Annotated in this window: 25 protein-coding genes; 9 read left to right on the top strand and 16 right to left on the bottom strand. The window is 75.6% G+C overall.

All coding sequences use genetic code 11. The features are described 5' to 3' along the window. Nucleotides 1-27: 27 nt before the first annotated feature. From OG553_RS06375 to OG553_RS06355, 5 genes are all read right to left on the bottom strand, one after another. Complete coding sequence (locus tag OG553_RS06375) at nt 28-1,788, bottom strand: alpha/beta hydrolase (RefSeq protein WP_405978039.1); 1,761 nt, start codon at nt 1,786-1,788, stop codon at nt 28-30. Between the two features lie 195 nt (nt 1,789-1,983). After that, nucleotides 1,984-2,736 carry a TIGR04222 domain-containing membrane protein gene (locus OG553_RS06370; protein ID WP_405978038.1) on the bottom strand — a complete coding sequence of 251 codons (753 nt, stop codon included), beginning with the start codon at nt 2,734-2,736 and terminating at the stop codon, nt 1,984-1,986. A gap of 84 nt (nt 2,737-2,820) precedes the next feature. Further along, the gene (locus OG553_RS06365) at nt 2,821-3,879 is read right to left on the bottom strand and encodes a TIGR04222 domain-containing membrane protein (RefSeq protein WP_405978037.1); all 1,059 of its coding nucleotides are present in this window, start codon (nt 3,877-3,879) and stop codon (nt 2,821-2,823) included. Continuing rightward, entirely contained in the window at nt 3,876-5,165 is a 1,290-nt protein-coding gene (locus tag OG553_RS06360; protein ID WP_405978036.1) for a DUF692 domain-containing protein, read from the bottom strand. The genes OG553_RS06365 and OG553_RS06360 overlap by 4 nt, the downstream gene beginning before the upstream one ends. Before the next feature lie 156 nt (nt 5,166-5,321). Then, nucleotides 5,322-6,071, bottom strand: a complete 750-nt coding sequence (locus OG553_RS06355) for a peptidyl-tRNA hydrolase (protein WP_405978035.1) — start codon at nt 6,069-6,071, stop codon at nt 5,322-5,324. A gap of 148 nt (nt 6,072-6,219) precedes the next feature. Here OG553_RS06355 and OG553_RS06350 point away from each other — a divergent pair, with 148 nt between their 5' ends. The 4 genes from OG553_RS06350 (at nt 6,220) to OG553_RS06335 (ending at nt 9,671) form a co-directional block, all read left to right on the top strand. Beyond that, a complete protein-coding gene (locus OG553_RS06350; protein ID WP_405978034.1) occupies nt 6,220-7,419 on the top strand; it encodes an RNA-guided endonuclease InsQ/TnpB family protein in 1,200 nt (399 codons plus the stop codon). A 103-nt stretch (nt 7,420-7,522) separates the two neighbouring features. After that, the gene (locus OG553_RS06345; protein WP_405978033.1) at nt 7,523-8,197 is read left to right on the top strand and encodes an AIM24 family protein; all 675 of its coding nucleotides are present in this window, start codon (nt 7,523-7,525) and stop codon (nt 8,195-8,197) included. Then, entirely contained in the window at nt 8,194-9,018 is an 825-nt protein-coding gene (locus tag OG553_RS06340) for an ATP-binding cassette domain-containing protein (RefSeq protein WP_405982977.1), read from the top strand. Before OG553_RS06345 ends, OG553_RS06340 begins: the two co-directional genes overlap by 4 nt. Then, a complete protein-coding gene (locus tag OG553_RS06335; protein WP_405978032.1) occupies nt 9,015-9,671 on the top strand; it encodes an ABC transporter in 657 nt (218 codons plus the stop codon). Before OG553_RS06340 ends, OG553_RS06335 begins: the two co-directional genes overlap by 4 nt. Nucleotides 9,672-9,732: 61 nt before the next feature. Here the strand turns inward: OG553_RS06335 and OG553_RS06330 are convergent, their stop codons facing one another. From OG553_RS06330 to zapE, 5 genes are all read right to left on the bottom strand, one after another. Beyond that, complete coding sequence (locus tag OG553_RS06330; protein ID WP_405978031.1) at nt 9,733-10,644, bottom strand: polysaccharide deacetylase family protein; 912 nt, start codon at nt 10,642-10,644, stop codon at nt 9,733-9,735. 17 nt (nt 10,645-10,661) lie between these two features. Continuing rightward, nucleotides 10,662-11,573, bottom strand: a complete 912-nt coding sequence (locus OG553_RS06325) for a polyphosphate kinase 2 family protein (protein WP_405978030.1) — start codon at nt 11,571-11,573, stop codon at nt 10,662-10,664. Between the two features lie 85 nt (nt 11,574-11,658). Then, nucleotides 11,659-12,996: an alkaline phosphatase PhoX gene (locus tag OG553_RS06320; RefSeq protein ID WP_405978029.1), complete on the bottom strand. Its 1,338-nt coding sequence runs from the start codon at nt 12,994-12,996 to the stop codon at nt 11,659-11,661. Nucleotides 12,997-13,155: 159 nt separating this feature from the next. Continuing rightward, on the bottom strand, nt 13,156-13,581 hold the full coding sequence (locus OG553_RS06315; RefSeq protein WP_007267209.1) for an OsmC family protein: 426 nt from the start codon (nt 13,579-13,581) through the stop codon (nt 13,156-13,158). A 62-nt stretch (nt 13,582-13,643) separates the two neighbouring features. After that, nucleotides 13,644-14,750, bottom strand: a complete 1,107-nt coding sequence (zapE, locus tag OG553_RS06310; RefSeq protein ID WP_405978028.1) for a cell division protein ZapE — start codon at nt 14,748-14,750, stop codon at nt 13,644-13,646. A 36-nt stretch (nt 14,751-14,786) separates the two neighbouring features. Here zapE and OG553_RS06305 point away from each other — a divergent pair, with 36 nt between their 5' ends. The 4 genes from OG553_RS06305 (at nt 14,787) to msrB (ending at nt 18,065) form a co-directional block, all read left to right on the top strand. Beyond that, nucleotides 14,787-15,590 (top strand): pyrimidine reductase family protein, encoded by an 804-nt coding sequence (locus OG553_RS06305; RefSeq protein ID WP_405978027.1) that lies wholly within the window; start codon nt 14,787-14,789, stop codon nt 15,588-15,590. Between the two features lie 146 nt (nt 15,591-15,736). Then, on the top strand, nt 15,737-16,204 hold the full coding sequence (locus OG553_RS06300) for an indole-3-glycerol phosphate synthase (RefSeq protein ID WP_405978026.1): 468 nt from the start codon (nt 15,737-15,739) through the stop codon (nt 16,202-16,204). Nucleotides 16,205-16,247: 43 nt separating this feature from the next. After that, entirely contained in the window at nt 16,248-17,642 is a 1,395-nt protein-coding gene (gene murC / locus OG553_RS06295; protein ID WP_405978025.1) for a UDP-N-acetylmuramate--L-alanine ligase, read from the top strand. A 15-nt stretch (nt 17,643-17,657) separates the two neighbouring features. Further along, nucleotides 17,658-18,065, top strand: a complete 408-nt coding sequence (gene msrB / locus OG553_RS06290) for a peptide-methionine (R)-S-oxide reductase MsrB (RefSeq protein WP_362467124.1) — start codon at nt 17,658-17,660, stop codon at nt 18,063-18,065. On the opposite strand, the gene OG553_RS06285 is transcribed toward msrB, so the two are convergent. From OG553_RS06285 to OG553_RS06260, 6 genes are read right to left on the bottom strand one after another with little or no spacing between them, the layout of a single operon-like run. Then, complete coding sequence (locus OG553_RS06285) at nt 18,046-18,951, bottom strand: NAD-dependent epimerase/dehydratase family protein (protein ID WP_405978024.1); 906 nt, start codon at nt 18,949-18,951, stop codon at nt 18,046-18,048. The genes msrB and OG553_RS06285 overlap by 20 nt on opposite strands. Next, nucleotides 18,948-20,039, bottom strand: a complete 1,092-nt coding sequence (locus OG553_RS06280) for a cytochrome P450 (protein WP_405978023.1) — start codon at nt 20,037-20,039, stop codon at nt 18,948-18,950. Before OG553_RS06280 ends, OG553_RS06285 begins: the two co-directional genes overlap by 4 nt. After that, nucleotides 20,036-20,791, bottom strand: coding sequence for a glycosyltransferase family 2 protein (locus tag OG553_RS06275; RefSeq protein WP_405978022.1), 756 nt, complete (start codon nt 20,789-20,791; stop codon nt 20,036-20,038). Before OG553_RS06275 ends, OG553_RS06280 begins: the two co-directional genes overlap by 4 nt. After that, nucleotides 20,788-22,266: a class I adenylate-forming enzyme family protein gene (locus OG553_RS06270; RefSeq protein ID WP_405978021.1), complete on the bottom strand. Its 1,479-nt coding sequence runs from the start codon at nt 22,264-22,266 to the stop codon at nt 20,788-20,790. Before OG553_RS06270 ends, OG553_RS06275 begins: the two co-directional genes overlap by 4 nt. Continuing rightward, nucleotides 22,266-23,012 carry a glycosyltransferase family 2 protein gene (locus OG553_RS06265; protein WP_405978020.1) on the bottom strand — a complete coding sequence of 249 codons (747 nt, stop codon included), beginning with the start codon at nt 23,010-23,012 and terminating at the stop codon, nt 22,266-22,268. Before OG553_RS06265 ends, OG553_RS06270 begins: the two co-directional genes overlap by 1 nt. After that, nucleotides 23,009-24,031 (bottom strand): 3-oxoacyl-ACP synthase III family protein, encoded by a 1,023-nt coding sequence (locus OG553_RS06260; RefSeq protein ID WP_405978019.1) that lies wholly within the window; start codon nt 24,029-24,031, stop codon nt 23,009-23,011. The genes OG553_RS06265 and OG553_RS06260 overlap by 4 nt, the downstream gene beginning before the upstream one ends. A gap of 178 nt (nt 24,032-24,209) precedes the next feature. Between OG553_RS06260 and OG553_RS06255 the strand changes: the two genes are divergently transcribed. After that, nucleotides 24,210-25,748: a hypothetical protein gene (locus OG553_RS06255; protein ID WP_405978018.1), complete on the top strand. Its 1,539-nt coding sequence runs from the start codon at nt 24,210-24,212 to the stop codon at nt 25,746-25,748.

The raw sequence follows: 25,748 nt of genomic DNA, 5'->3' as shown, positions 1-25,748 counted from the left end.
ACGCAGCCGGAGATCCCGCCCGGAAGTTCAGACGGCCGGAGGCAGCAGCGCCCTGGAGGCGCCCGCTGCCCGGTCGTCCAGCGACACCGGTGCGGGCTCCGGATGCGGCGCACACGTGACGCGCCACCCCGGGGTGGCGCCCGTCAGCAGATACCGCTCCACATGCCGGTCCACGCACGCGTTGCGTCCGCCGGCCACCCCGTGGGCGCCCGCCCGCCGCTCCGTGACCAGCGAGGCCCCGGCGCCGAGCCGCCCCTGGAGTTCCAGCGCGCCCCCGTATGGCGTCGCCCCGTCCCGCTCCGCCGCCACGATCAGCGTCCCCGGCAGCCGGCCCGCCCGCGCCCCGACGGCCCCGACGGCCCCGACGTCGACGGGGCGCTGCCGCTCCGACACCTGCCAGGACGCGCAGGGCAGGTTCAGGAAGGCGTTGGCCCAGGTCTCGAAGGGGGCCCGGCGGGCCAGTTCGGTGTTGTCGCGGTCCCAGGTCTCCCAGTCGCCGGGCCAGGGGGCGTCGTTGCACAGCACCGCCGTGTAGACGGCGGTCGCGTTGGCCGCCCGCTCCGCCGTCGCGGGGTCGCGGGCCGCCTGCCGGACGAGCGGGGCCGGGTCCCCGCGCAGGAAGGCGGCCAGGGCCGCCGCCCGCTCCGGCCAGACGTCGTCGTAGTACGCGGTCTGGAGGTACGCGGCGTGCAGTTCGCCCGTCCCGACCACCCCGCCCGCCGGGGTGCGGGCCACGGCCGCGCGGACCTTCTCGTAGCTCTCCCGCACGGCCCGCGCCGTGCTGCCGAGCCCGTACGCGGAGTGGTGGCGGGCCGTCCAGGCGCGGAAGTCGGCCCAGCGGCGTTCGAAGGCCGGGGCCTGGGCGAGGTTGTTGGCGTACCAGACGCGGCGCGGGTCCGGGTCGACCACCGAGTCGAGGACCATGCGGCGCACGCGCTCGGGGTGGCGGGTGGCGTAGACGGCCCCGAGGTAGGTGCCGTACGAGGCCCCCATGAAGGTCAGCCGGGGCTCGCCGAGGGCGGCCCGCAGCACGTCCAGGTCGCGGGCGTTGTTCAGGGTCGTGTAGTACCCGAGCGCGGGGCCGGCGTGCCGTGCGCAGCCCTCGGCGTAGGCCCGGGCGGCGGCCAGCCGCTCCCGCTTGTACGCGGCGGAGGGCTCGGCCGGGACCTGCGTCGGCCCCTTCGGCCGCTCGCCCGGCTCCTGGCAGGTCAGTGGCGCGGACCGGCCGACCCCGCGGGGGGCGTAGCCGACGAGGTCGTAGGCGGCCGCGACACGGGTCCAAGCGGGGCGGTCGGCGAGCAGCGGGAAGGCCATACCGGAGGCGCCTGGTCCGCCGGGGTTGAACACGAGCGCGCCCTGCCGGGCGGCGCCGCCGCGGCCGGTGGCGGGGACCCGGCTGACGGTGAGTGAGATCTGCGGGCCGTCGGGGCGGGCGTAGTCGAGCGGGACCCGCAGGGCGGCGCACCGCACCGGGTCCGGCAGCTCCTCCACGGGCGGACAGGGCCCGAACTCCAGCCGCCCGCCCCCCGCGGAGGGCCGGACCACGGGCCGGGTCCCCGCCGCCGGAGCCCCGCCGGCCCCGCCCACCGGTCGCAGCGCGGCGGCAGCGGCCGCCCGCCGGACGACCAGCTCCGCCCCGGCGTCCTCAGCGGCGACCCACGCGTCCCCGCCCCCGCCACCCGGTGCGGGCCCGCTCGCCCGGGCCGGCGCGGGGGCGCAGAGGGCGAGGCAGAGCGCCGCCGCGGCGACCCCCTGCCGCGTGAGCGTCGTCGTCCGGAACGTCCGCATGGCGACCCCTTCATCTCATCGTCCCGTCCGATGAAATGCCAGGCCCGCGCGCGGCTACGGCCGAACCGCCGGAACGCCGTTCCCGGTACGCCCGGTTGACGGAGCGCGGCGGCGCGCCGGACGGGCGCCGGGGGAGTCGCGACAGCTCCGCGGCGAGGTGCGGTGCCGGGCGGACGGCGCCGCTTCGCGGCCCCCCTACGGGCGGCCCAGTGCCGCCCGGAGGTCCGGGTCGTGGACCGCGCTCAGGCCGCGGACGGCCACCGCCGCCAGGGGGTCGGCGGGGGCGCGGTCGCGGTCCAGGGCCGCCAGGAGGCGTTGGCCCGCCGGGGAGGCCCAGGGGGAGTGGGCGGGGCCGCCGGTGCCGGCGATGGCCAGGCAGCACACCGCGAGCAGCATCGGCAGGGCGAACCAGTACAGCACCTTCGACACGTCGGCCCCGTCCGCCGGGACCGCCAGCGCCGCCCCCGCCATGGCCGCCACCAGCACGGCGGCCCACCACACCGACCGGACCCCGTCCGCCACCGCGTCCCGCACCTCCCACGGCACCGCGAGGCCCGCCTCGTCCAGCCGGTCCGCGAGGGCCCGTACGGCCGCGTGCGCGGCGACGGCCCGCCGGAGCGCCGGCACCGGGGACTGGCCGTCGGGGCCGAACGCGGCCAGTACGGCCCGCTCGTGCGCGTCGCGGGCGACCGGGTCGAGCACGGTGGCCCAGCCCGTGCGGGCCAGCAGCAGCCGGTGCCGGCGCTCCATCGACAGCAGGGTCAGCACGGCGACCCGCTCCGGGCCGCCGGCCAGGTACGCGGCCTCGTACAGGTTCAGCGCACCCGGCCGCCCGGCGGCGGCGGGGCGGGGCGCCGGTTCGGCGGCCTCGGTGGCGGCCCGCAGCAGGCGGGCGGCCGAGGTCAGCACCCCGGCCCAGGCCAGCAGCAGGAACAAGATCCAGAACATGGCCGATTTCTACAGCCGCGGGAACCGCTTTCAGGCGACCGGTGCCCAAGCGTGAGCAGCTCGTGATGCGGTGGTGATGGTCGGTCAGGAACTGCTGGAGCAGCTGGAACCGGAGGAACTGCTGCAACTCGAACCGCTGGAGCAGCTCGAACCGGAGGAACCGCCGCAGCTGGAACCGGAGGAACCGCCGCAGCTCGAACCGGAACCGCCCGAGCAACCCGAACCGGAGCCGCCGGAACAACTGCTCCCGGAGGATCCGCAGCCACCGGACCCCGAGGAGCCGCCCCCGCCGTCACCGCCCGCGCACCACAGCACCGGCAGCAGCTCCGCCGACGCCGACACGACCGTGTCCGAGGAGACGCGGCCGTGCCCCCGGGACTGGGCCGCCGCCAGCCGGGTGCCGCGCGCCGCCGGCACCAACTGCTCGCGCAGGTACGGGTCCCGCAGCCCCCGCAGCCCGAACAGCGCGGTCTGCACCCGCGGATCCGGATCGGCCGCGTACCGCTGCCGGAAGCGGGCCAGCGCCCGCCGCCCCGCCGGGGTGATCCGCAGCCGAGCCCGCCGCGCACACACCACGCCCGCGACGAGGCCGCCCAGCAGAGCCGGGAGCACCGCGACGACGAACGGCACCCCGGGGTCCGGGTCCAGCGACCAGAACACGAAGGTCAGCGGCAGCGACACCGGCACCAGCGCCACGCACACCACCGCCTGCACCAGCCCCCAGCGCCGCGCCCCGCGCCCCGCCCCGGGGGCCGAGAGCAGCCCGCGGGCCGCCAGCGCGTCCCCGGTCTCCTGCACGGCCGGCTCCCGCATGGCGGCGTACCGCACCTGGTACAGCCACCCGGACGGCGCCTGCGCGAGCGCCAGCAGCACGGCCCGCTCGGCGGGGTCCGCGCCCCGCGCCCCGGTCCGGGCCTGCACGATGCCCGGACCGCCGACGGCCAGCCGGCCGTCCCCGAGCAGCGAGACGAGCGCGGTGTCGACCACCGTGCCGGGGCCGCCCGCGAGGAACGCGGCCTCGGACAGGTCGTACAGCTCCGGCGCGGCCCCGGACACCGGCGGCCGGGCGCGGCGCACGGCGCGCAGCAGCAGGACGGTGGAGAGGGCGACGGCCGCCCAGACGGCGACGGCGAGCGCGTTCACGGCGTCCGCCCGAGCAGGGCGCGGGCCCAGCGCGCGAACCGGTTCCGCGGCCGCACGCCCGCCCGCTCCCGCCACCAGGCGGTGAGCCGGCGCCGCGCGGCCGGGTCGGCCGGCAGGTCCCGTACGAGGAGGTGCTCCGCGAAGTCCAGCGCGTCGCGCCGGTAGCCGGCCGTCATCGGGCGGCCGCGGGCGTAGCCGAGGAAGGCGGCGCGGTAGGCGGCCGGACCGCCCAGGATCCCGGGCAGCTCCGGCGCGACCTTCGCCACCACCGAGGCCCGCTTGGCGACCAGCGCCCGCGCCTGCACCCGCACGCGCTGCCGGTCGAAGCCCTCCGGTACGGGCGTACCGGCGACCAGCGCCGACAGCAGGGCCGCCTGCTCCAGCGCCAGCCGGGTCCGCGCGGGCTCACCGGCCGGCCCCGGGGGCTCCTCGCGCAGGACCACCCGCTCCCGGACGGTGCCCGGAGGCCCGCCCGCGTCCACCACCGCGCGGATCCGCGCCACTTCCGCGGCCAGCTCCGCCTCGGGCGGGAAGTCGTCGTCCCGCTCCAGCAGGACCCCGGGCGGGTCCACCCGCTCGCGCAGCCGGGCCAGTACGTCGAGCACCACCGGCGGCACGGGGTGCGCGTGGGTGTCGTGCCAGACGCCGTCGCGCTCCACGCCCCCGGCCACGTGCACGTACGCCAGCGCCTCCAGCGGGACCGAGTCCAGCACGGCGGCCGGGTCCTCGCCGCGGTTGACCCGGTTGGTGTGCAGGTTCGCCACGTCGATCAGCAGCCGCACCCCGGTCCGCTCGACCAGCTCCGTCAGGAACTGCCCCTCCGTCAGCTCCTCCCCGGGCCACGACACCAGCGCGGCGATGTTCTCCAGCGCCAGCGGCACGGGCAGCGCGTCCTGCGCGATCCGCACGTTCTCGCACAGCACGGCCAGCGCGTCCCGGGTCCGGGGCACGGGCAGCAGGTGCCCGGCCTCCAGCAGCGGCGAGGACGTGCGCACGAAGGCGACGTGCTCCGTGACCAGCGGCGCCCCCAGCGCCACCGCCCGCTCCCCGAGCGCCGCCAGCTTCGCGGGGTCGGGGCGGTCGGCCCCGCCCAGGCCCAGCGAGACCCCGTGCGGGACCACGCGGACCCCCCGCTCGCGCAACCGCGCCAGGGACTCGGGCAGGTGGCCCGGACAGAGGTTCTCCGCCACCACCTCGACCCAGTCCAGGCCGTCCAGCCGCTCGACCGCCTCCGCGATCTCCGGCCGCCAGCCGATGCCCACCCCCAGGCGTTCCATGGGCTTCATGTCCCCCCTCGTCCCCCTTATGCGGACCGTATGCCGAAGTGATGGCCCCGGTGCGGCCGGGCCAACCACCGGTGGGGGACGTTCAGAGCAACATTTGAGGTTCCGCGGCCGCTCCCGCGACCACGGGCCCCACCAGGGCGGAACCGTCCCGCGGGTTCAGAGCCGGGCGCGCAGGGCCGGGTGGTCCGAGACCACCGTGCAGGAGCCCGGGGCGATCTCCGTGAAGCCCGCGTCGCGGACCACCGGCAGCCCGCTGCCGCTCAGCTCCGCCCACCGCTCGCGCGGGGCCGTGCGCACGGCCAGCCGGAAGCCGGAAGCCTGCCACAGGGCGCGTTCGGCCGCCGTCAGCTCCCACCAGGCCAGCTGCGCCGCGTGGCCGGCCTGGGCCATCGCCTTGCCCGCCGACATGTCCAGGTCGGGGTTGAGCCACAGCACCGGGATCCCCGGCTCGACCGGGCCCGCCGGCTCGGGGTCGTCGAGGTCGGTGCCCGACACCTGGAGCTTGGCCAGCTCCTTGGGCCAGCCGTCCAGGGGGACCGGCGGGAACACCCGGACCTCCGAGGCGCGCCCCTCCACCGTGACGCCCGGCAGGGTCCCCGCCTTGCGCCACTCCGCGCCGCGCGCCCGCCGGACCACCTTGCGGATCCGCGCGTCCTGCCAGTCGCGCACGGCCTCTGCCCATTCGCCCTCGCCGTGCGAGCGCTCGTCCGTCAGCAGCACCAGCACCGCACGGGCCGCCGTCTCCAGCGCGTCGGTCCGCGCCGGCGGTTCGGCCTTCTCGATCCGCACCACCAGCGGCAGGACGAACTGCGGGGCCTCGTCGCGCAGGGCGTGCTCGCGCCGGAAGGGGCTGTCCGATCCGACCGCGGGTACGTCTGTGGTCTCGTTCACGTGCTGGCTGCTCATCGAATTCTCCTTGAGTGGAAAGCCAGGCCTTCAGGCCGGCGGGAGAAATCGCATTCCTGACCGAGCTGCGCAGAGCGCCGGGGTTCGCTGTTGCGCTGTTCTGGCCAGAGATTGCCCTCTCACGCAATGACTTTATAGTTTGTGAGTCGTGGCTTCGACTCACGTGAAGCGGGCGTTCAAGTACCGCTTCTTCCCGACCGATGTGCAGGCAGCTGAGCTGTCGCGCACGTTCGGGTGCGTGCGGAAGGTCTACAACATGGCTCTGGCCGCGCGGACGGAGGCGTGGACGCGTCAAGAGCGGATCAACTACAACCAGACATCGGCGATGCTCACGGCCTGGAAGAAGACCGAAGAACTCGCCTACCTCAACGAGGTGTCGTCCGTTCCGCTGCAGCAGGTGCTCCGGCACTTGCAGACGGCGTTCGCCAACTTCTTCGGGAAGCGGGCGAAGTACCCGCGTTTCAAGTCGAGGAAGAAGTCGCGGCGGTCGGCCGAGTACACCACCAGTGCTTTCAAGTACAGGGATGGCCTGCTCACCCTCGCCAAGATGAAGGACCCTCTGGCGATTGTGTGGTCCCGCCCGCTACCGCAAGACGCGCAGCCGTCCACGGTGACCGTGTCCCAGGACAGCGCTGGGCGGTGGTTCGTGTCCATGTTGTGCGACGACCCCACCGTGATGGCGCTACCGCCCGTGTCGGCGGCGGTGGGCATCGACGTGGGCCTGACACACCTGGCGACCCTGTCGACCGGCGAGAAGATTACCAACCCCCGGCACGAACGCCGTGACCGGGCCCGTCTCGCCCTGGCGCAGCGACGTCTGGCGAAGAAGGCCAAAGGCGATGGTGCGAACCGGGCCAAAGCCCGGCGCGAGGTCGCCAAGATCCATGCGCGGATCACGGACAGACGCCGTGATCACCTACACAAGCTGACGACCCGCCTCGTGCGTGAGAACCAAACGCTCGTGGTCGAGGACCTGACCGTCCGCAACATGGTCAAGAACCGGAGCCTGGCCCGCGCCATCAGCGACGCGGCATGGACCGAGTTCCGAACGATGCTGGAGTACAAGGCGCAGTGGTACGGGCGGAACGTGGTCGCGGTCGACCGCTGGTTTCCGTCCTCGCAGTTGTGTTCGAACTGCGGCGCCCTTGCAGGGAAACTGCCGCTGAACGTCCGTACATGGACGTGCGGCGGGTGCGGGGCGACCCATGACCGGGACACGAACGCGGCACAGACGCTCTTGGCCGTCGGACTGGCGGTGACAGCCTGTGGAGCCGGCGTAAGACCCCAACGGAGAACTCCGGGCGGGCAGCCGGCGGTGAAGCAGGAAAACCCACGGCGCGAGCCGTAGGAGTCCCCTCCGCCAGGAGGGGGAGAAGTCAACCGGCCAAGCATGCCAGCCTCCGCCTTCAGGATGATGTCCCGGGTGGGCGGCGCGGGTGAGGATCGGGTCCATGAAGAGCGACCTTTTCGCGAGCGAGAACCTCGTCCAGCCCGCCACCGCGCCGGGCATGACCCTGCAGAACGCCAAGTCCGTGAAGTACGCCGTGAACGGGGAGATGCTCGCCCGGCAGGGGTCGATGGTCGCCTTCCGCGGCAACCTCCAGTTCGAGCGCAAGGGCCAGGGCATCGGCGGCATGCTCAAGCGGGCCGTCACCGGCGAGGGCCTCGCGCTGATGTCCGTGCACGGCCAGGGCGAGGCCTGGTTCGCGCACCAGGCAGGCAACTGCTTCATCATCGACTTCGAGCCCGGCGACGCCCTCACCATCAACGGGCGCAACGTGCTCTGCTTCGACCCGACGCTGTCCTACGAGATCAGGATGGTCAAGGGCGCCGGCATGACCGGCGGCGGGCTCTTCAACAGCCTCTTCACCGGCACCGGCAAGCTCGCCGTGGTCTGCGACGGCAACCCGATCATCATCCCGGTCACCGCCCAGGCGCCGGTGTACGTGGACACGGACGCGGTCGTCGGCTGGAGCGCGGCGCTGGACACCGGGCTGCACCGCTCCCAGTCCGTCGGCTCCATGATCCGCGGGGGCTCCGGCGAGGCCGTCCAGCTGAAGCTGAGCGGCGAGGGCTTCGTCATCGTCCGGCCCAGCGAGGTCACCGAGACGGCGGCGGCGCACTGAAACTCACGGGCGTGGGCCGCCGCTACGGCAGGCGGCGGCCCTGGGTGCTGCGCGGGATCACGGCCGAGCTGCCGGCCGGCGCCCTGGTCCGGGTCGAGGGGGGCAACGGCGGCGGCAAGTCCACCCTGCTGCGCGTCATCGCCGGCATCGACACCCCGACCGAGGGCCGGATCGAGGGCCGCCCGGCCCGCACCGCCTACGTACCCGAACGCTTCCCGGCGGCCCTGCCGCTGACGGCCGGCGCCTACCTGACCCACCTCGGCCGGGTGCACGGCCTGACGGGCGCGCAGGCGGCCCGGCGGGCGGCCGAGGGGCTGGAGCGCTTCGGCGCCGCCGCGTACGCCGGCACCCCGATGGCCGAACTCTCCAAGGGCACCAGCCAGAAGGTGGCCGTCGCCCAGGCACTGCTCGCCGGGCCGGGGCTGCTCGTCCTCGACGAGGCCTGGACCGGGCTGGACGCGCCCGCCCGGGCGGAACTGGACCGCGCCGTCGCCGAACGCACCGCCGCCGGGGGCACGGTCGTCTTCGTCGACCACGACCCCGCCCGCCTCGCCGGCCTGCCCGACGCCCACTACCGGGTCCGCGGCGGCACCCTGGAGGCCCCGGCCGCGCACGCCGGCCCGCGCGCACCCGCCGTACGGATCCACGCGACCGGCCCGCCCGGCGCCGCCCCGCCCCCGGGCCTGGCCGCCGCGGCCGAGCCGGCCCCCGACGGCGGGATGCTGCTGACCGTGGACGCCGAGCGCTCCGACGCCGTACTGCGCGAGCTGCTCACCGCCGGCCCGCCCTGGCACATCCGCTCCGTGGAGGAACTCCCGTGACCGTGACCGCCCTGCTGCGCTACCAGGGCGCCCTGCTGCTGCGCTCCCAGCACTGGATCGGGCCGCTCGTCGTGTACGCGGCGTTCGTCGCGGTCGGCATACGCTCCGGAGACCCGGCGCTCGACGCCCTCGGCTACGCGGCGGCCGGGCTGGTGCCGCTGAGCGCCTGGCTGGTCCGGATCTGCGTCACGGCCGAACCCCCGGCGGCCCGCGCCGTCTCCGCCGCCGCGGCCGGCCCCGTACGGGTACACGCGGCGGCCCTGCTGACCGCGCTGGCCGGGGCGCTGCTCGCCGGGGCGGCGGGCGCGGCCTACGCCCTGCTGGCGGGCGACCTCACGCACCAGCCCCCGGCCGGTACGGCGCTGGCCGGAGCGGTGGCGGTGGCGGTGTGCGCGCTGACGGGGGCGGCGGTGGGCGCGGTGTGCAGCAGGCCGCTGTTGCGCGGGCGGGGCCGTTCCTTCCTCGCCGCGGGCGTGGGCTCGCTGCTGGCCTGGGTCCTGGCCTTCTCCCCGGCCCGCAGCGCGGTGTCCGCCCTGGTCGGGGCGGCCCGCGCGGACAGCGCGCCGCTCCCGCTCGGCGCGCTGGCGGGGGCGGTGCTGCTGGCCGGGGCGGCGGGGGCGGCGGCCTGCCTGGTCAGCACGCGGCGCGGCTGACCGGGCGGAGCCGACCGGGCGCAGCTGACCGGGCGGGCCGGAGCCCGCGCGCGGAGGAACGTTACTTCCCCATCAGCTCCGACACCTTCACGAAGCGGAATCCCCGCTTTCGCAGCTCGGGGACGATCTTCTGGATCGCCTGCTCGGTCACCGGGGCCGCGCTGCGGGTGCAGTGCATGACCACCACCGACCCGGGCTTCACCCCGGCCAGCACCTGTTCCGCCACCGCGTCGGGGTCCTTCGCGAAGGCGTCCCCGCTGACGACGTCCCACTGCACGGCCGTGACCTTCGCCGGGACGAGGGCCTTCAGCGCCTGGTCGTCGTAGCAGCCGCCGGGGAAGCGGAAGTACGGGACGGTGTTGACCGCGCCCGCCTTCCGGAACGCGGCGAAGGCCCGGTCCACGTCGGCCCGCGCGGCCTCGCCGTCCAGCGCGGGGAGCCCGTAGCAGGGGGACTTGAAGGCGTGGTGGCTGTACGAGTGGTTGGCGACCTCGAAGTTCGGGTCGGTGCCGATGGCCTTGGCCTGGTCGGGGTACTCCTCGGCCCAGCGGCCGGTCATGAAGACCGTCGAAGGCACCTTCAGCCGGCGCAGGGAGTCGATCAGGTCGGGGTTGTCGAAGCGTTCCCCCGAGGCGGCGCGCGGTCCCTGGTCGGAGGTCATGTCGGCGTCGAAGGTGAGCGCCACCGTCTTCTCGGTGCGCTGCCGGGTCCGCTCGAAGACGGGGGTCAGGCCGTTCGCGCCGGGAGCCAGGACCGGGACCCCGGCGGGCGCGCCGGGCAGCGGGGAGGCGGAGGGGGACGCGGGGGCGGAGGGGGAGGCCTGGGTGGACGCGGTGGCCGGGCCGGAGGGCGCGGGACTGGCCAGGCGGGCCTGCCCGGCGCCCTGCGGGGGGCCCGAGGGGCCGCTCCCGCATCCCGCGAGGGCGGCGCCGAGCACGGCCACCGCCGCTGCTTTGCGTGCAGAAAGGGTCACGTACGCAAAATATATGACTATGTGGCAAGCAGACGTTTACGGCACTCCTGGACGTCGAAGTCACCCGGCGGGTACTGCGGCCCGATCGCCTCCAGATGCTCCAGCAGCAGCTTCCCGACGGCCCAGTTCCGGTACCACTTGCGGTCCGCGGGGACCACGTACCAGGGCGCCGCCTCCGTGGAGCAGCGCTCCATCGCCAGCTCGTACGCCTCCCGGTACGCCGGCCACAGCGCGCGGTCCTCCAGGTCCCCGGTACTGAACTTCCAGTGCTTGCGCGGGTCGTCGAGCCGCGCCAGGAGCCGCTGGCGCTGCTCCTCCCGGCCGATGTGCAGGAAGACCTTCACCAGGGTCACGCCGTCGTCGGCGAGGGCCTTCTCGAAGGCGTTGATCTGCGCGTACCGCCGCTCCACCCGGTCGGCCGGCACCAGCTCGCGGACCCGGGCGACGAGCACGTCCTCGTAGTGCGAGCGGTCGAAGATCCCGATCTCGCCGGGCTCGGGGAGGGCCTTCTCGATCCGCCAGAGGAAGGAGTGGGCGCGCTCCTCCCGGGTGGGGGCCTTGAAGGCCCTGATCCGGCAGCCGGACGGGTTGAACTGGCCGATCACGTGCTTGACCGTGCCGCCCTTGCCGCTGGTGTCCATGCCCTGGAGGACGAGCAGCAGCCTGCGCCGGTCCCCGGCGGTGCTGGCCGCGTAGAGCCGCTCCTGGAGGGAGGCCAGGGGCTGGGCCATCCGGGCGACGGCCTCGGCCCCGGCCGCCTTGCCGGACGGTCCGCCCGGGGTGGCGGAGGTGTCCAGCTCCGCGAGGGCGGCCCGTTCCCCGGGCGGCACCCGCAGCAGCGGCGCGAGCGCCGGGCCGTCCGCTCCCTCACGGGGCTCCCCGGCACCGGCACCGCGGGCGCCGCCGTCCTTCTTCCGCTTCCCGGCCACCGCTGTCCACCCCGATCCGCTCGGTTCCGTACGATCGTGCAGCACATCGGACGGCGGCGCGAGACCGCCGGAGCCGGCCGCCGGATCAGTGCCAGGGGCCGGTCACCGCGAACGTGGTGCCCGGCGCGTAGGCGTTGACGTACATCGTCCGGGCGTCGGGGGAGAAGGTGACCCCCGCGAGCTCCCCCCGCTCCGGCACCCCGGCCGTGCCGATGTCGTCCGCGTTGCGGGCCACCGGGTAGACCTCCCCGCCCGGGGTGACGCCGAAGACGTACTGGTCGCCGCCGCCGTCCTCGCACACCATCAGCCCCCCGTCGGGCGCCAGGCAGATGTTGTCCGGGGAGTCCCCGGGCAGGGCGGTGTCCGCGGCCGGGCCGAAGAGCACCTCCAGCCGGACCCGGCCGCGCACCGGGTCGTGGAACCACACCTGCCCGTGGTGGTCGGCGGCGGCCCCCTCGCGGCCGCGGGCGTAGCTGGAGACGAAGTACACCCCGCCGCCTCCCCAGTAGCAGCCCTCCAGCTTCTGCGCGTGGGTGATCCCGCGCGGACCGAAGTCCTGGAAGCGGACCGGCGTCACGGCCGCCCCGGGGTCCGGTACGGGCACCCACTCCACGGGGAACTCCGCCCCCGGCTCGTCCACCGCCGACAGGTCCGCCACACCCGGTACCCGCATCGCCTCCAGGACGCCCCCGGCCCGCAGCGAGCCGCGCCCGCCGAGCGGCCGCGCCGGCAGGAAGCGGTAGAAGAGCCCGAAGGGCTTCACGAACGCGTCCTCGGTCTCGTACACCACGCCCCGGTACGGGTCCACGGCGACGGCCTCGTGCGCGAAGCGGCCCAGCGCGGTCAGCGGGACGGCGCCGAGCCGGTGCGGATCGGCCGGGTCCACCTCGAAGACGTACCCGTGGTCCCGGGAGTACCCCGAGTCGCCGGCCCGGTCCTCGGTCTCCTCGCAGCTCAGCCAGGTGTTCCAGGGGGTGCGCCCGCCCGCGCAGTTGACGGCGGTCCCTGCGAGCCCGACCCGCTCGGCGCGCACCGCGCCCTCCCGGTCCAGCTCCAGCACCGTGCAGCCGCCCAGCGCCCCGGGGTCGTACGTGAGCCCCTCCACGGCGGGGACGCGCAGCGCGGCGGTGGCGCGGTTCTCGTGGTTGCGGACCAGGCGGATCCGGCCGCCGCCCGCGCCGAAGGCGGCCATGCCGTCGCAGTTGGCCGGCACCGTGCCCCCGCCCGAGCGCAGCGGGTCCCCGGCGCGCGAGAGCACCCGGTACGAGAACCCGGCGGGCAGGTCCAGCAGTCCGGCGGGGTCGGGCAGCAACGGCCCGTACCCGCGGGCGGAAGCGCGTGCGCCGGGGGCGAACAGCGCTCCGAGGGATCCGCTGAAGGCGACCGCGCCTGCCGCGAGCAGGCTGCGTCGGGTTACGGACATCGGCAACTCCCCGCCGGACCAATGGAGATGTGACCGGCCCGTGGTACCACGCCGGGCGTCCGCGCCCCGCGCGACGCGTGCGGGCACCCGCCCCCGTCACCCCACCGGGCCCCGACGCGGTGTGCGCGCGGGCCCGGTGGCGGTGACGGCGGAAGGGGATCAGGCGAGCTTGGCGCTCAGGGTGATCGTCGTACCCGTCAGGGCCTGGCTGACCGGGCAGTTCTTCTTCGCGTCCTCGGCGGCGGCGACGAAGGCGTCGTTGTCGAGGCCGGGGACCTCGCCCTCCACCGTCAGGTGGATGCCGGTGATGCCCTCACCCGGCTGGAAGGTGACGTCGGCCTTGGTCTCCAGGCGGGTGGGAGGGGTGCCGGCGCCGGCGAGGCCGTGCGAGAGGGCCATCGAGAAGCAGCTGGAGTGGGCGGCGGCGATCAGCTCCTCGGGGCTGGTCTTGCCGTTCGCGGCCTCGGCGCGGGAGGGCCAGGAGACGTCGAAGGTGCCCTTGCCGGAGGAGTCGAGGGTCACCTGACCCTTGCCCTCCAGCAGGTTGCCTTCCCAGACGGTGTGCGCGTGACGCGTGGTGGCCATGGTGGTCCCTTCGCAGAAGTGGAAACGGCCGGGCCGCGAGAAGCGACCCGGCCGTGCCAAACCTACTGGGAGACCAGGGGTTTCGCGTCGCGGGCGAGCGCGGTGAGCCGCGATATGGCTCGGAAGTACTTCTTCCGATAACCGCCGTTGAGCATTTCGTCACTGAACAGCCGGTCGAAGGGCACCCCGGAGGCCAGCACCGGGACCTCGCGGTCGTACAGCCGGTCGGCCAGCACCACCAGGCGCAGCGCGGTCGACTGGTCCGGGACCGGGACGACGTCGGTCAGGCAGACCGCCGCTATCCCGTCCGTCAGCGCCCCGTAGCGGCTCGGGTGGACCTTCGCCAGGTGGTCCAGCAGGCCCGGGAAGTCGTCGAGGCTCGCGCCCGGGGTCGCGTACGCGGCCTTGGCGACCTGCTCGTCGGAGAAGGGCGCGGGTGCCTCGGGCAGGCCGCGGTGGCGGTAGTCCTGGCCGTCGATGCGCAGCGGCCGGAAGTGGGCGGACAGCCCCTGGATCTCGCGCAGGAAGTCCGCGGCGGCGAAGCGGCCCTCGCCGAGCTTGCCGGGCAGCGTGTTGGAGGTGGCGGCCAGCGCCACGCCCTGTTCCACGAGGCGGCTGAGCAGGGAGGAGACCAGCACGGTGTCGCCCGGGTCGTCGAGCTCGAACTCGTCGATGCACAGCAGCCGGTGCCCGCCCAGGGTCTGCACGGTCTGCTGGAAGCCGAGCGCGCCGACCAGGTTCGTGAGCTCCACGAAGGTGCCGAAGGCCTTGAGCGCGGGCTCGGCCGGGGTGGCGTGCCAGAGGGAGGCGAGCAGGTGCGTCTTGCCGACGCCGTAGCCGCCGTCGAGGTAGACACCGCGCGGGCCGGGGGCCGGGGCGGGTGCCTTCTTCTGGAACCACTTGCGCTTGCCGGCGCCGCTGGCGTGGGCGCCGCCGAGGCCGGCGGCGAAGCCGCTCAGCACCGTGACCGCCTCGGCCTGGCTCGGCTGGGTGGGGTCGGGGTTGTAGGTGTCGAAGCGCACCGAGTCGAAGCGGGGCGGCGGGACCATCTCGGCCACCAGCCGTTCGGCGGGCACGCGCGGTGCGCGGGCGCACAGGGCGAGCGGGCCCGCGTCGGCTATGGGGGGCTGCCCGGAGGCAGGACCGGAGGTGGAGAGAGATGTCGGCACAGCTCTCAACTCTACGGGGCGTGTCACACTGCACCGATGCGACGCCTGTTCCCTGTGACCGATCAGACATCCGCCGCTGCCGGGGGCCCGGCCGCCCCCGCGTGGCCGGCGGGCGACCGGGAGTGGTCGCTGGACGAGCTCGCCGACGCCTACGCGTACCCCGAGCTGGCCCCCGGCGCCCACTGGCTGCGGGCCAACATGGTCTCCACCCTGGACGGCGCGGCCCAGCACGACGGGCGCTCCCAGCCCATCTCGGGCGAGACCGACATGCGGATCTTCGGCACCCTGCGGGCCCTGGCCGACGTGGTGGTCGTGGGGGCGGAAACGGTTCGCCAGGAGGGTTACCGCCCGGCGCGGGCCCGGGAGGTCTTCGCGGCCCGCCGCGCGGCCTCCGGCCAGGGTCCCGCACCCGCCATCGCGGTGGTCACCGCGAGCCTGGACCTGGACTTCACGCTGCCCCTGTTCACCTCGCCGCTGGTGCCCACCCTCGTGGTCACCGGGGCCGGTGCCCCCTCGGACCGGGTGGCCGAGGCCGCCGCGTCCGGGGCCGAGGTCGTGGTGGCGGGGGAGGGGGCCGCGGTGGACCCGGAGCGGGCGGTGCGCGAGCTGGCCGCCCGGGGGCTGCGGCGGCAGCTGACCGAGGGCGGGCCCCGGCTGCTGGGCCAGTTCGTGGCGGCCGACGTCCTGGACGAGCTGTGCCTGACGATCTCCCCGACGCTCACGGCGGGCGGTGCCCAGCGGATCTCCGGAGGGCCCTCCGTCACGGTTCCGCACCGGCTCGCGCCCGCCTGCGTACTGGAAGAGGCCGGGTTCCTGTTCACCAGTTACCGTCGGATCTGACAAGGAGCGGAATTTCTCGTTCCGCTTAGCTTCCGACAGGCACATCCCTGGGCACACATACTCGCGAGGCCCCGCGCGCAGGCGGGGCAGGATGGTTTCCGCAGGGGCCGGCCGACCGGCCTCGGCCCATGAAGGAGAGGGCGTCCGTGTTCACGAGCGTATTGATGATCGAGCAGCCGCTGACCACGGTGGACGTGGACTTCGTCACCACCCTGCACGGAGACGACGCGGTCTCCTTCTTCGTCCTCATGCAACCCAGGGGTGACCAGGACCGACTGCTCCGTGCCATCGACGACGTGGCGCTCGGCGAGCTGCCCGAGGCCCTCCACGAGGCCGACGTGCCCGAGGGCGAGGCCGCCCGGGGACCCGCCGCACAGGCGCTCGAACACTCCCTCGCCGCCCTGCGCGCCAAGGGCGCCAAGGCCGTCGGCCAGATCGTCGAGGACCACCCGCTCGACAAACTGAAGGCCGTCGTCGACGAGACCGGAGCCGACGAGGTCATCGTCCTGACCGCCCCCCACCTGGTCGAGGAGTTCTTCCACCGCGACTGGGCCTCCCGCGCCCGGCACAAAGTGGAGGTTCCGGTGCTCAAGCTCTTCGCCCACAACGAATAGGCTGGGGCGGACACACCCCGCACTCGATCCTGGAGCGACCTGAATGAAGCCCGGCCTGCCGACCGCGATGGAACGGCCCCACTTCATCGGCATCGGCGGCGCCGGCATGTCCGGCATCGCGAAGATCCTCGCCCAGCGCGGTGCGCAGGTGGCCGGCAGCGACTCCCGTGACTCCGAGACCGCCCAGGCGCTGCGCGCCCACGGGGCCACGGTCCACATCGGGCACGCCGCCGGCCACCTCGCCACCGACGCCACCTGCGTCGTCGTCTCCAGCGCCATCCGCGCCGACAACCCCGAGCTGGCCCGCGCCGCCGAGCTCGGCATCCCCGTCGTGCACCGCTCGGACGCCCTCGCCTCCGTCATGGACGGCCTGCGCCCGATCGCCGTCGCCGGCACCCACGGCAAGACCACCACCACCTCGATGCTGGCCGTCGCGCTCAGCGCCCTGGGCCTGGACCCCTCGTACGCCATCGGCGGCGACCTGGACGCCCCCGGCTCCAACGCCCACCACGGCGAGGGCGACGTCTTCGTCGCCGAGGCCGACGAGAGCGACCGCAGCTTCCACAAGTACACCCCGCAGGTCGCGATCATCCTCAACGCCGAGCTCGACCACCACGCGAACTACGCGTCGATGGACGAGATCTACGAGTCCTTCGAGACCTTCGTCGGCAAGATCGTCCCCGGCGGCACCCTCGTCGTCGCCCACGCCCAGGAAGGCGCCGCCGAGATCGCGGGCCGCGTCAGCGGCAACCCCGACCTGACCGTCAAGACGTACGGCGAGGACGAGACCGCCGACGTCTGGATCCGCAAGGTCACTCCCCGCGGCCTGACCAGCGAGGTCGCCGTCGTCATCGACGGCCGCGAGATCGTCTTCACCGTCTCCGTCCCCGGCCGCCACTACGCCCACAACGCCGTCGCCGCGCTCACCGCCGGCGTCGCCATGGGCATCCCGGCCGAGGACCTGGCCGCCGCGCTCGGCAAGTACACCGGCGTCAAGCGCCGCCTCCAGCTCAAGGGCGAGGCCGCCGGGGTCCAGGTCATCGACTCCTACGCGCACCACCCCACCGAGATGAACGCCGACCTGGAGGCCATCCGCGGCGCCGCCGGCGACTCCCGCATCCTGGTCGTCTTCCAGCCCCACCTCTTCTCCCGCACCCAGGAACTGGGCAAGGAGATGGGCCAGGCCCTCGCCCTCGCCGACGCATCCGTGGTCCTCGACATCTACCCGGCCCGCGAGGACCCGATCCCCGGCGTCACCAGCGAGCTGATCATCTCCGCCGCCCGCACCGCCGGAGCCGACGTCGCCGCCGAGCATGACAAGACCGCCGTCGCCGAGGTCATCGCGGGAATGGCCAAGCCCGGCGATCTCGTTCTGACCATGGGCGCCGGCGACGTCACGGATCTGGGCCCCCAGATCCTCGCGCGGCTGTCCAGCTGAGGGAGCGGGAACGTCATGGCGTACGAGGTCCAGAAGACGGACGAGCAGTGGCAGGCGGAGCTGACCCCGTCGGAGTACCAGGTGCTGCGCCTCGCCGGCACCGAACCCGCCTTCCGCGGCGAGTACACCGACACCAAGACGGAGGGCGTCTACTCCTGCCGCGGCTGCGGCGCCGAGCTCTTCCGCTCCTCGGAGAAGTTCGACTCGCACTGCGGCTGGCCGTCCTTCTTCGACCCGAAGGACACCGAGGCGGTCGAGCTGCGGGCCGACACCACGCACGGCATGGTCCGCACCGAGGTCCTCTGCGCGACGTGCGGCTCCCACCTCGGACACGTCTTCGAGGGCGAGGGCTACCCGACCCCCACCGACCAGCGCTACTGCATCAACAGCATCTCGCTCCGGCTCACGCCGGCCGAGGGCTGAGGTAGTCCTCCAGGGTCCGCCGCGGGGTCCAGCCCTGCGCGCGGGCCCTGGCCAGGTCCAGCACCACCGGGTGCGCCAGCTGGTCCACCGCGTACCGGCTCAGGGCCGGCTCGGCGCCCGTCAGCCGGGACACCGCCTCCGCCGCGCGGGCCGCCGCCCCCGCCGCCCCGAGGGGCAGGTGCCGGATCCGCGCCCGCACCCCGTGGGCGCGCAGCACCGCCGAGACCGCCGCGTCCCGGCCGTACGGGGCCGCGTCCGCCACGTTGTACGCGCCCGGCGCCCAGCCCGCCCCCGCCGCCAGGCAGGCGTCCGCCAGGTTCTCCACCGCCGTCAGGCTCAGCTCCACGTCCGGCCCCGGCAGCAGCAGCGTGCCGGCCCGCACCCGTGACAGCAGCCGGGGCAGCAGCTGGGTGTCGCCCGGACCGTAGACCGCCCTCGGACGCAGCACCACCGCCCCCGCCGCCAGGGCCAGCTCCTCGCCGGCCGCCTTCGTACGTCCGTAGGCGTTGAGGTGGTGCGCGCGCGGATGGTCCTCCGTGACCCGGGACCGGCTCCGGCACGGGTCGTAGACGCTCGCACTGCTCACCCACACCACCGGCCGCCCGCCCGCCGCCCGCAGCAGCCGCGCGGTGCCGTCCACGTTCACCGCGCGCATCGCCGCCTCCGCCCGCGAACCCGGCGCCGGATCGCCCACCGCCGCCGCACAGTGCACGACCACGTCCACCCCCGACAGGTCCGGCCCGGCCGCCGCCGCGTCCCAGAACCGGTGCCCGCCCAGCGGGCCCGGACGGCGGCCCAGGCAGACGACCCGGTGCCCGGCCGCGGCCGCCGCACGGGCCACGTGCCCGCCGCAGAACCCGCTCGCACCCGTCACCGCGACCCTCATGCCCCCGCCCTCACCGTCAGCACCCGCCAACCCGGCAGGGCCGCCCGCCGGTCCACCCGGCACCGCTCCACCACCGGCCCGTACGGGGCCAGCGCCCCCAGCACGTCCTCCAGCAGCACGGTCGCCAGCCGGGCCCCCGGGCACACGTGCGGCCCCGCCCCGAACACCAGCCGCGCCACCCCCGCACCCGCCGGGTCCCGCCCGTCCGGATCCCGCCGGTGCGCCCCCGCCGCGTGCCGGGCCACCAGCAGCAGCCGGTCCCCGCCCCGAACCGGACAGCCCCCCACCGACCCCGCCCCCGCCGCGACCCGGGGCAGCACCGGCGAGGCCGCCGTGACCCGCAGCAGCTCCTCCGCCAGCCGGGGCCGCACCCCGTCGTCCGCGGCCTGCCCCCACAGCCCGGCGTCCGCGCACCAGGCGACCGCCCGCGGCACCGCCGCCACGGTCGTGTTCACCGCGGCCACCGCCACCATCGCGTCCAGGACGTCCCCGCCGCCCAGCACCCCCCGCAGCCGCTCCGCCGCCCGGGCCGCGCCGGCCGCCGCCCCCGGCCTCGGCAGGCCCGGCAGATGGCCGCGCACCGAGGCCGACGCCGCCTCCGCGGCCGCCTCCGCGAGCTCCCCCGGCCCGGCCGCGCAGCCCAGCAGGGCCCCCGCCACCGTCCCGGCCAGCTCCCGCGCCAGCGCCACCACGTCCACCTCCGCACCCCGGTCCAGCGGCGCCAGCCCCCGCACCAGCAGCGGCCGCCACAGCGCCCGCAGCTCCTCCACCCCGGCCGCGCCGAGCCCCTCCGCGAGCGAGCGCCGGCCCGCCCGGTGCCCGCCGCCCTCCTGGTCGAACAGCACCCCGCCCGCCCCGCGCAGCGCCTCCCGCGCGGCCCCGCCCGTGGTCCCGGCCGCCGTCCGGTCCAGCGGGATCCGGGTCAGCGCCTCCCGGTAGGCGCCCGCGTCGTGCACCAGCACCGTGCCCCCGATCCGGCGCGCGGCCCGCCCCCGCGCGGCGGCGAGCAGCCCGAACAGCAGCGGATGGCTGCGCAGGTAGACCCGGCGGTCGCGCCGGCGGGCCCGTGCCTGGGCGGTGCTGCTCATCGGACGTGTACCTCTTTCGTGTCGGCGGGCCGGTAACGCCGGTCCCAATACCAGAGCAGGGTGCGCCGGGCACCCCAGGAACGCAGCCGCCGCAGGCTGCTCTGCACCACCAGGTGCTCGGCGCGCACCACCCGCGCGCTGTGCTCGCGCGCCCGGTTGAGCAGGGTGACGTCCTCCGAACCGGCCTCCAGCCGCTCGCGCGGCGCCCCGCCGCAGCGCACGTACAGCTCGGCGGTGATGCCGAGGTTGTGGCCGTGGCACAGCACGTACGGGGCGCGGTAGCGGGGGTCCCGGTGCGCGGGCCGCCACCGCCCGTACAGCGCCGACAGCCGCACCAGCGCCGGCAGCAGACGGGCCTCGGCGAACGTCGGCCGCTCGTCGCGGCGCGGCACGCTCCGCCCGCACAGCACCTCCGCCCCCCGCCCGAACTCCGCCCGGGCGACGGCCGTCCAGTTCCGGGCGGGCAGGCAGTCCGCGTCCGTGCGCAGCAGCAGCCGCGCCCCGCCGCGCACGGCGTACCGGAAACCGGTGTCGGCGGCGGTCCCCGCCCCCGGCTCCGGCTCGTGCACCACCTCGACGGGGAAGGGCGCCGAGCGCGCGAACTCCCGTACGATCCGGGCCGTCCCGTCCGTGGAGGCGTTGTCCACCACCACCAGCCGGAACCCGGTGTCCTCCTGCGCGGCCAGCGCCGCCAGCGTCCCCCCGATCGAGGCCGCCTCGTCGTACGCGGGCACCACCACCCACAGGGTCACCGCGCACCCCTCCCCAGCCGGGCCGCCGCCAGCGCCGACACCGCCGCCCGGTCCGGTTTGCGCGAGCGCCCCGACAGCGGGATGTCCGCGAACAGCAGCGCGTCCGGCCGGGCCGTGCCCATCCGCCGCAGCGGCTCCGACAGCGCGGCCCGCAGCGCCGGTTCGGGCACCCCGGGACGCGGCTGGACCACCGCCACCAGCCGCTCGTCCCCGTCGCCCGCCGGAACCCCGACGAGCACGCCCAGCTCCACCCCCGGCACGTGCAGGGACGGCTCGTACAGACCCGGGTAGATGTTCTCCGCCCGGCGCAGCACCATGTCCTTGCAGCGGCCCTCCAGCACGATCCGCCCCGACCCGTCCAGGCGCGCCCGGTCCCCCGTCGCCACCCACGGATCGGGCTCCTCGCCCAGGTAGCGGTCCCGGGCCGCGGGCCCGGTCAGCAGCAGCTGCCCGTCCGCGTCCACGGCGGTCCGCACCCCCGGCAGCGGGGCGCCCACCAGGTCCCCGGCCCCCTCGAAGGCGGCCTTCTCCCGCGACTCCACCGCCGCCGCGGGGAACAGCTCGGTCAGCGCGTACACCCCCCACGCCTGCTCCGCGCCCGCCTCCCGGACCCGGCCCAGCAGGCCGGCGCCCGCCGGAGCCGAACCCGTCCACACCCGGCCCCCGAACCGGGCGCCCGCGCCGAGCGCGTCCCGCAGCTGCGGCGGTGTCAGGTAGGTGTCGCGCGGCCCCAGCCGCGCCAGTTGCCGGGCCAGCGTCGCCGGGGAGCGGGCCGGCAGCGCGACCGGCGCCCCGCGCGTCAGCGAGGGCACCAGCACGAAGAAGGTCCCGCCCAGCACGGGCCCGTCGCCGCCCCCCTCGAACAGCGCCGACACCGTCTCCATGCCGGCGGCCAGCCCCGCCCGGGTGTGCACCACCGCCCGGGGCCGCGAGGTGGTCCCGGAGGTGAACACGATCACCGCGTCACCGTCGCCGTCGTAGCCGGACGGGACCCCGGTCCGCGACGCCCCCCGCTCCAGCGCGGGCGCGCACCCCGGCAGCCGGGGCCCCACCGTGGCCACCGGACCCAGCGAAGCCAGCTCCGGCAGCTCCAGCGCCGCCCGCCGGGCCAGCGGCCGGGCCCACCCCGCCACCGCCTGGGCGGCGCCGTCCGCCAGCACCAGCGCGGGCCGCGCCAGCGCCAGCCGCGCCCGCAGCACCTCCGCCCCGGCCCCAGGGTCCAGCACCGCGCCGCGCAGCCCGAGCCGCCACAGCGCGAGCAGCACCGCCAGGGCGCGCGGCCCGGGCCGCACGGCCACCCCGACGGTGTCCCCGGTGCGCAGCCCGCGCGCGTGCAGCGCGGCCGCGAAGCCGTCCGCCAGCTCGGCGAGTTCACCCCGGGTGGCGCGCACCCGGGTGCCGCCCGCACGGGTCGCGGAGAGCACGGCGGGCTGCTCGGGCCGGGCCCGCAGCGCCTTGTCGAGTCGGTCCAGCATCAGCGGGGGTCGTCCGTTCCGTGCGTGCCGCTGCCCTGGTCGAGGTACCAGCGGGCGGTCCCGGCGAGGCCGTACGCGCGCAGCCGGCGCGTGGAGTTCTCCACGACCATGCCCCGGCAGCGGGAGATCCGGTCGGTGTGGCGGCGGACCGCGTTCAGGAACAGCCGGTCCGTCGGCGAGGGGCGCCGCGGCATCCCGCCCACGGCCAGGTACAGCTCGGCGGTGATCGCCATGTTGTTCCCCGCGTGCATCCGGTACGGGGCCCGGAAGCCGTGCCGCCGGGAGTGCTCCGGCCGCAGCCGCCCGAACAGCGCGGCCAGCGCCACCAGCCCGGCGAAGGCGGCCCGCCCCAGCGGCCCGTGCTCGTCGCGCCGGGCCGTGACCCGCCCGCACACCAGCCCCGGCCGGTCCCGCAGCGCGGCCCGCGCCGCACCCGCCCAGCCCGGCCGGGGCAGGCAGTCCGCGTCCGTCCGCGCCAGCAGGGTCGCCCCGCGCGCGATCGCGTACCGGAAACCGGTGTCCACCGCCGAACCGACCCCCTTCTCCGGCTCCTCGATCACCTCCACCGGGAACGGCGCCCGCGCCGCGAACTCCCGCGCGATGGAGCCCGTACCGTCCGCCGAGGCGTTGTCGACGACCAGCAGCGTGAAGTCCCGGTCCCGCTGCGCGGCCAGCGCCCCCAGCGTCGCGGAGAGCCGCGCCTCCTCCTCGTGCGCGGGCACCACCACCCACATCGGCGTGCTCACGACTTCTCCCAGACCATCGTCATGATGCTGATCCCGCCGCCCAGCCCCACGAACAGCACCCGCTCCCCGGCCGCCAGTTCCGGGAAGACCCGCTCCAGCTGCACCCCGATGCTCGCGCTGGCGACGTTCCCCAGCTCGGGCACCGTCACCACCAGCTTCTGCGCCGGCACCCCGGTCAGCTCCGCGAACCGCTCCAGGTACGGCACCGTCACCTGGTGCACCAGCACCCTCGCGAAACCGTCCCAGTCCATGCCCGTCCGGTGCAGCGTCCGGTCGATGACCGAGGTCCCCACCTTCTCGAACACCCCGCGCAGCTCGTGCCCGTCCCCCTGGAAGTACGTGTACGCGTCCCCGCGCGGGTGCCGCGAACCGCCGCCCGGGATGCCCCCGACCTCCCAGTGCTCCGAATGCGTCTCACCGTCCACGTCCAGGATCCCGCCGCGCTCCACCTCCTCCAGCAGCACGGCCGCGCCCGCGTCGCCGAACGTGTAGCCGGCGAAACCGCTGCGGAACTCCGCGAAGTCCGCCGGGTCCATCCGCACCGCCCGGCTCGGGGTCTCCCCGGTCACCACCAGCGCCCGCCGGGCCCGCCCCGCGAGGACCGCGCTCCGGGCGAGGTCGATCCCGTTGACGAAGCTGTTGCAGGCGTTGGTCACGTCCACCGCGTGCGCCCTGGAACCCAGTTCGGCCTGCACGATGTGCGCCGTCGCCGGCTCCACGAGGTCCCGCGAGGCGGAGGCGAAGACCAGCAGGTCCACGTCCATCGGGCTGAGCCCGGCCGAGTCCAGCACCCGGCGCGCCGCGCCCACCGCGAGCGTGGACGCGTACACCCCCGCAGCCGCGACCCTGCGCGAGACGATCCCGGTGGCCTGGGTCAGGAGCCGCGCGGGCAGCACCAGACCACTGCGCCGGGCCACCTCGCGCTGGAGCTCGTCGGAGGACAGCACGTCCTCGGGCAGCATGCTGCCGACGGCGGTTATGCCGACCCTCGGCCGCGGAACACAAGACTGTATGGGCATGCCCCCACGATGGCGATCCGGCCGCGCCCCGGCCTGAGTACGGATGCTCAGTTCCCTTGTGGGGAAGCTGAGTAGGCCCCCCGTCCGGCTACTCGGAGAACGCGCCGTCCGACCCCGGGACACCGGGCACGGCTCCCCGTATCGTGGTCCGACCGGCCACACCCACGGGGGAGGGAACATGGCGGACGGCAGAGCCTTACCCGGACTCGTCACCTACGGGGACGACGCCACCAACCGGCTGCTGAGCGCGGCCGCGCACCTGGACGAGGAATTCGCGCACGGGACGGCGGTGGAACTGACCGAGGACCGGCTGGAGGCCCTCGGCCCCGCGCTGGGCCTCGACCTGGTGGCCGTCGCCCGCCACGCCCGCGCCGCGACCCGCCGCACCCTCCTGCGCGACGCCCTGCTGACGGGCCTCCTCGCGATGCTGGCGGGCGGCGCCGCACTGCGCGTCTACGCGAGCTTCGTCCACCGGCCCGACCTGCTGCTGGGCCTCTCCCGCTTCGCGCTCGCCGGCGGGTTCCTCGGCGCCTGGCTGCTGGTGCTGGCCGCCGAACACCGGGCGCGGACCATGGCCCTGCGGGCCATCGGCACCAAGGGCCACCCCGGCGGGCTGGTCCCGCCGCTCGCCCCGGCGGTCGAGGACGCGCTGCGCGAACAGGAGCGGGCCAACGCGGTGCCGTACCACGAGGTCGCGGGGCACGACACCCCGTTCGTCGGCAGCGGCAGGGCCGTCCTGGAACGGGTCTGGCAGCCCATCGACGTCAGCACGCCCGCGGCCGACCCCGACGGCGGGCCGGCGCCGGAGATCGTCCCCTTCGACGTGGTCGAGCTGCACGAGTTCGTCGCCGGGCAGATGGGCACCATCGCCGGCCTGGAGGGGCTGCGCACCCAGGACCGGCTGTACGTGCTCGGCACCCGGGTCGGCTACGCGGGCCCCGAACTGCTGCCCGACCGGCTGCGGGCGCCGCGCCCGGTCGTCCCGCAGGAGCTGGTGCGGGCGGCCCTGGCCCGGCCCGGCGCGGGGATGCGCACGTACCTCTGCATGGAACGGGCCGGCGAGGGCGGCCGGGTCATCGTCTCCATGCACCTGCGGGCCCGGCTCCAGCACCCGAGCCTCACCTGGGAGCTGGCCGCCTACGTCGTCCCGCCGCTGCGGGAGGAGTTCGAGGCGGTGCGCACGCTCCGGCTGGACCCCTTCGGCCGCTGGTCCACCCTCCTCGCCACCGGCACCCGCCGCTTCCCGCCGCTGCTGTTCAAGGCCCCGGCCCGGCTGCTGCGCAGGGGCCGGCAGCGGGGCCTGCGCCGGGGCCGGCTGTGGTACTGGCGCTGGGTCATCGGCCGGCGGCACACCGAGTTCGACTACGGGGCCACCGGCGGGATCCGCGAACGGGCCGGCGACTGGGAGCGGATGGGGTTCACCGAGCAGACGGACGCGGTGGACTTCTTCCAGCGCCTGCAGCAGGGCGTACTCACCGCGACCGAGCGGTTCCTGAAGGCCCACAACGTCGACACCAGCTCCTTCGAGGAAGCCCGGCAGGTCATCAACCACCACAACTACACCTTCCAGGGCCCCGTCAACGGGGCGGGCAACTTCGGCGCGGGCGGCACGGTGAACATCTCCGCCCCCGGCCCGCTGACGGGCGCGGCCAAGCCCGGCCCGTCCGCGGCCCCCGGCGGCGGCCCCGGCCCCGCCCCGGCGCCCGCCAAGCCCTGA

It is taken from the genome of Streptomyces sp. NBC_00158 (genome assembly GCF_045160885.1).
Lineage (GTDB): Bacteria > Actinomycetota > Actinomycetes > Streptomycetales > Streptomycetaceae > Streptomyces.
Note: the sequence above shows the minus strand (reverse complement) of the source record. Positions and strands in the feature narration are given on the sequence as shown.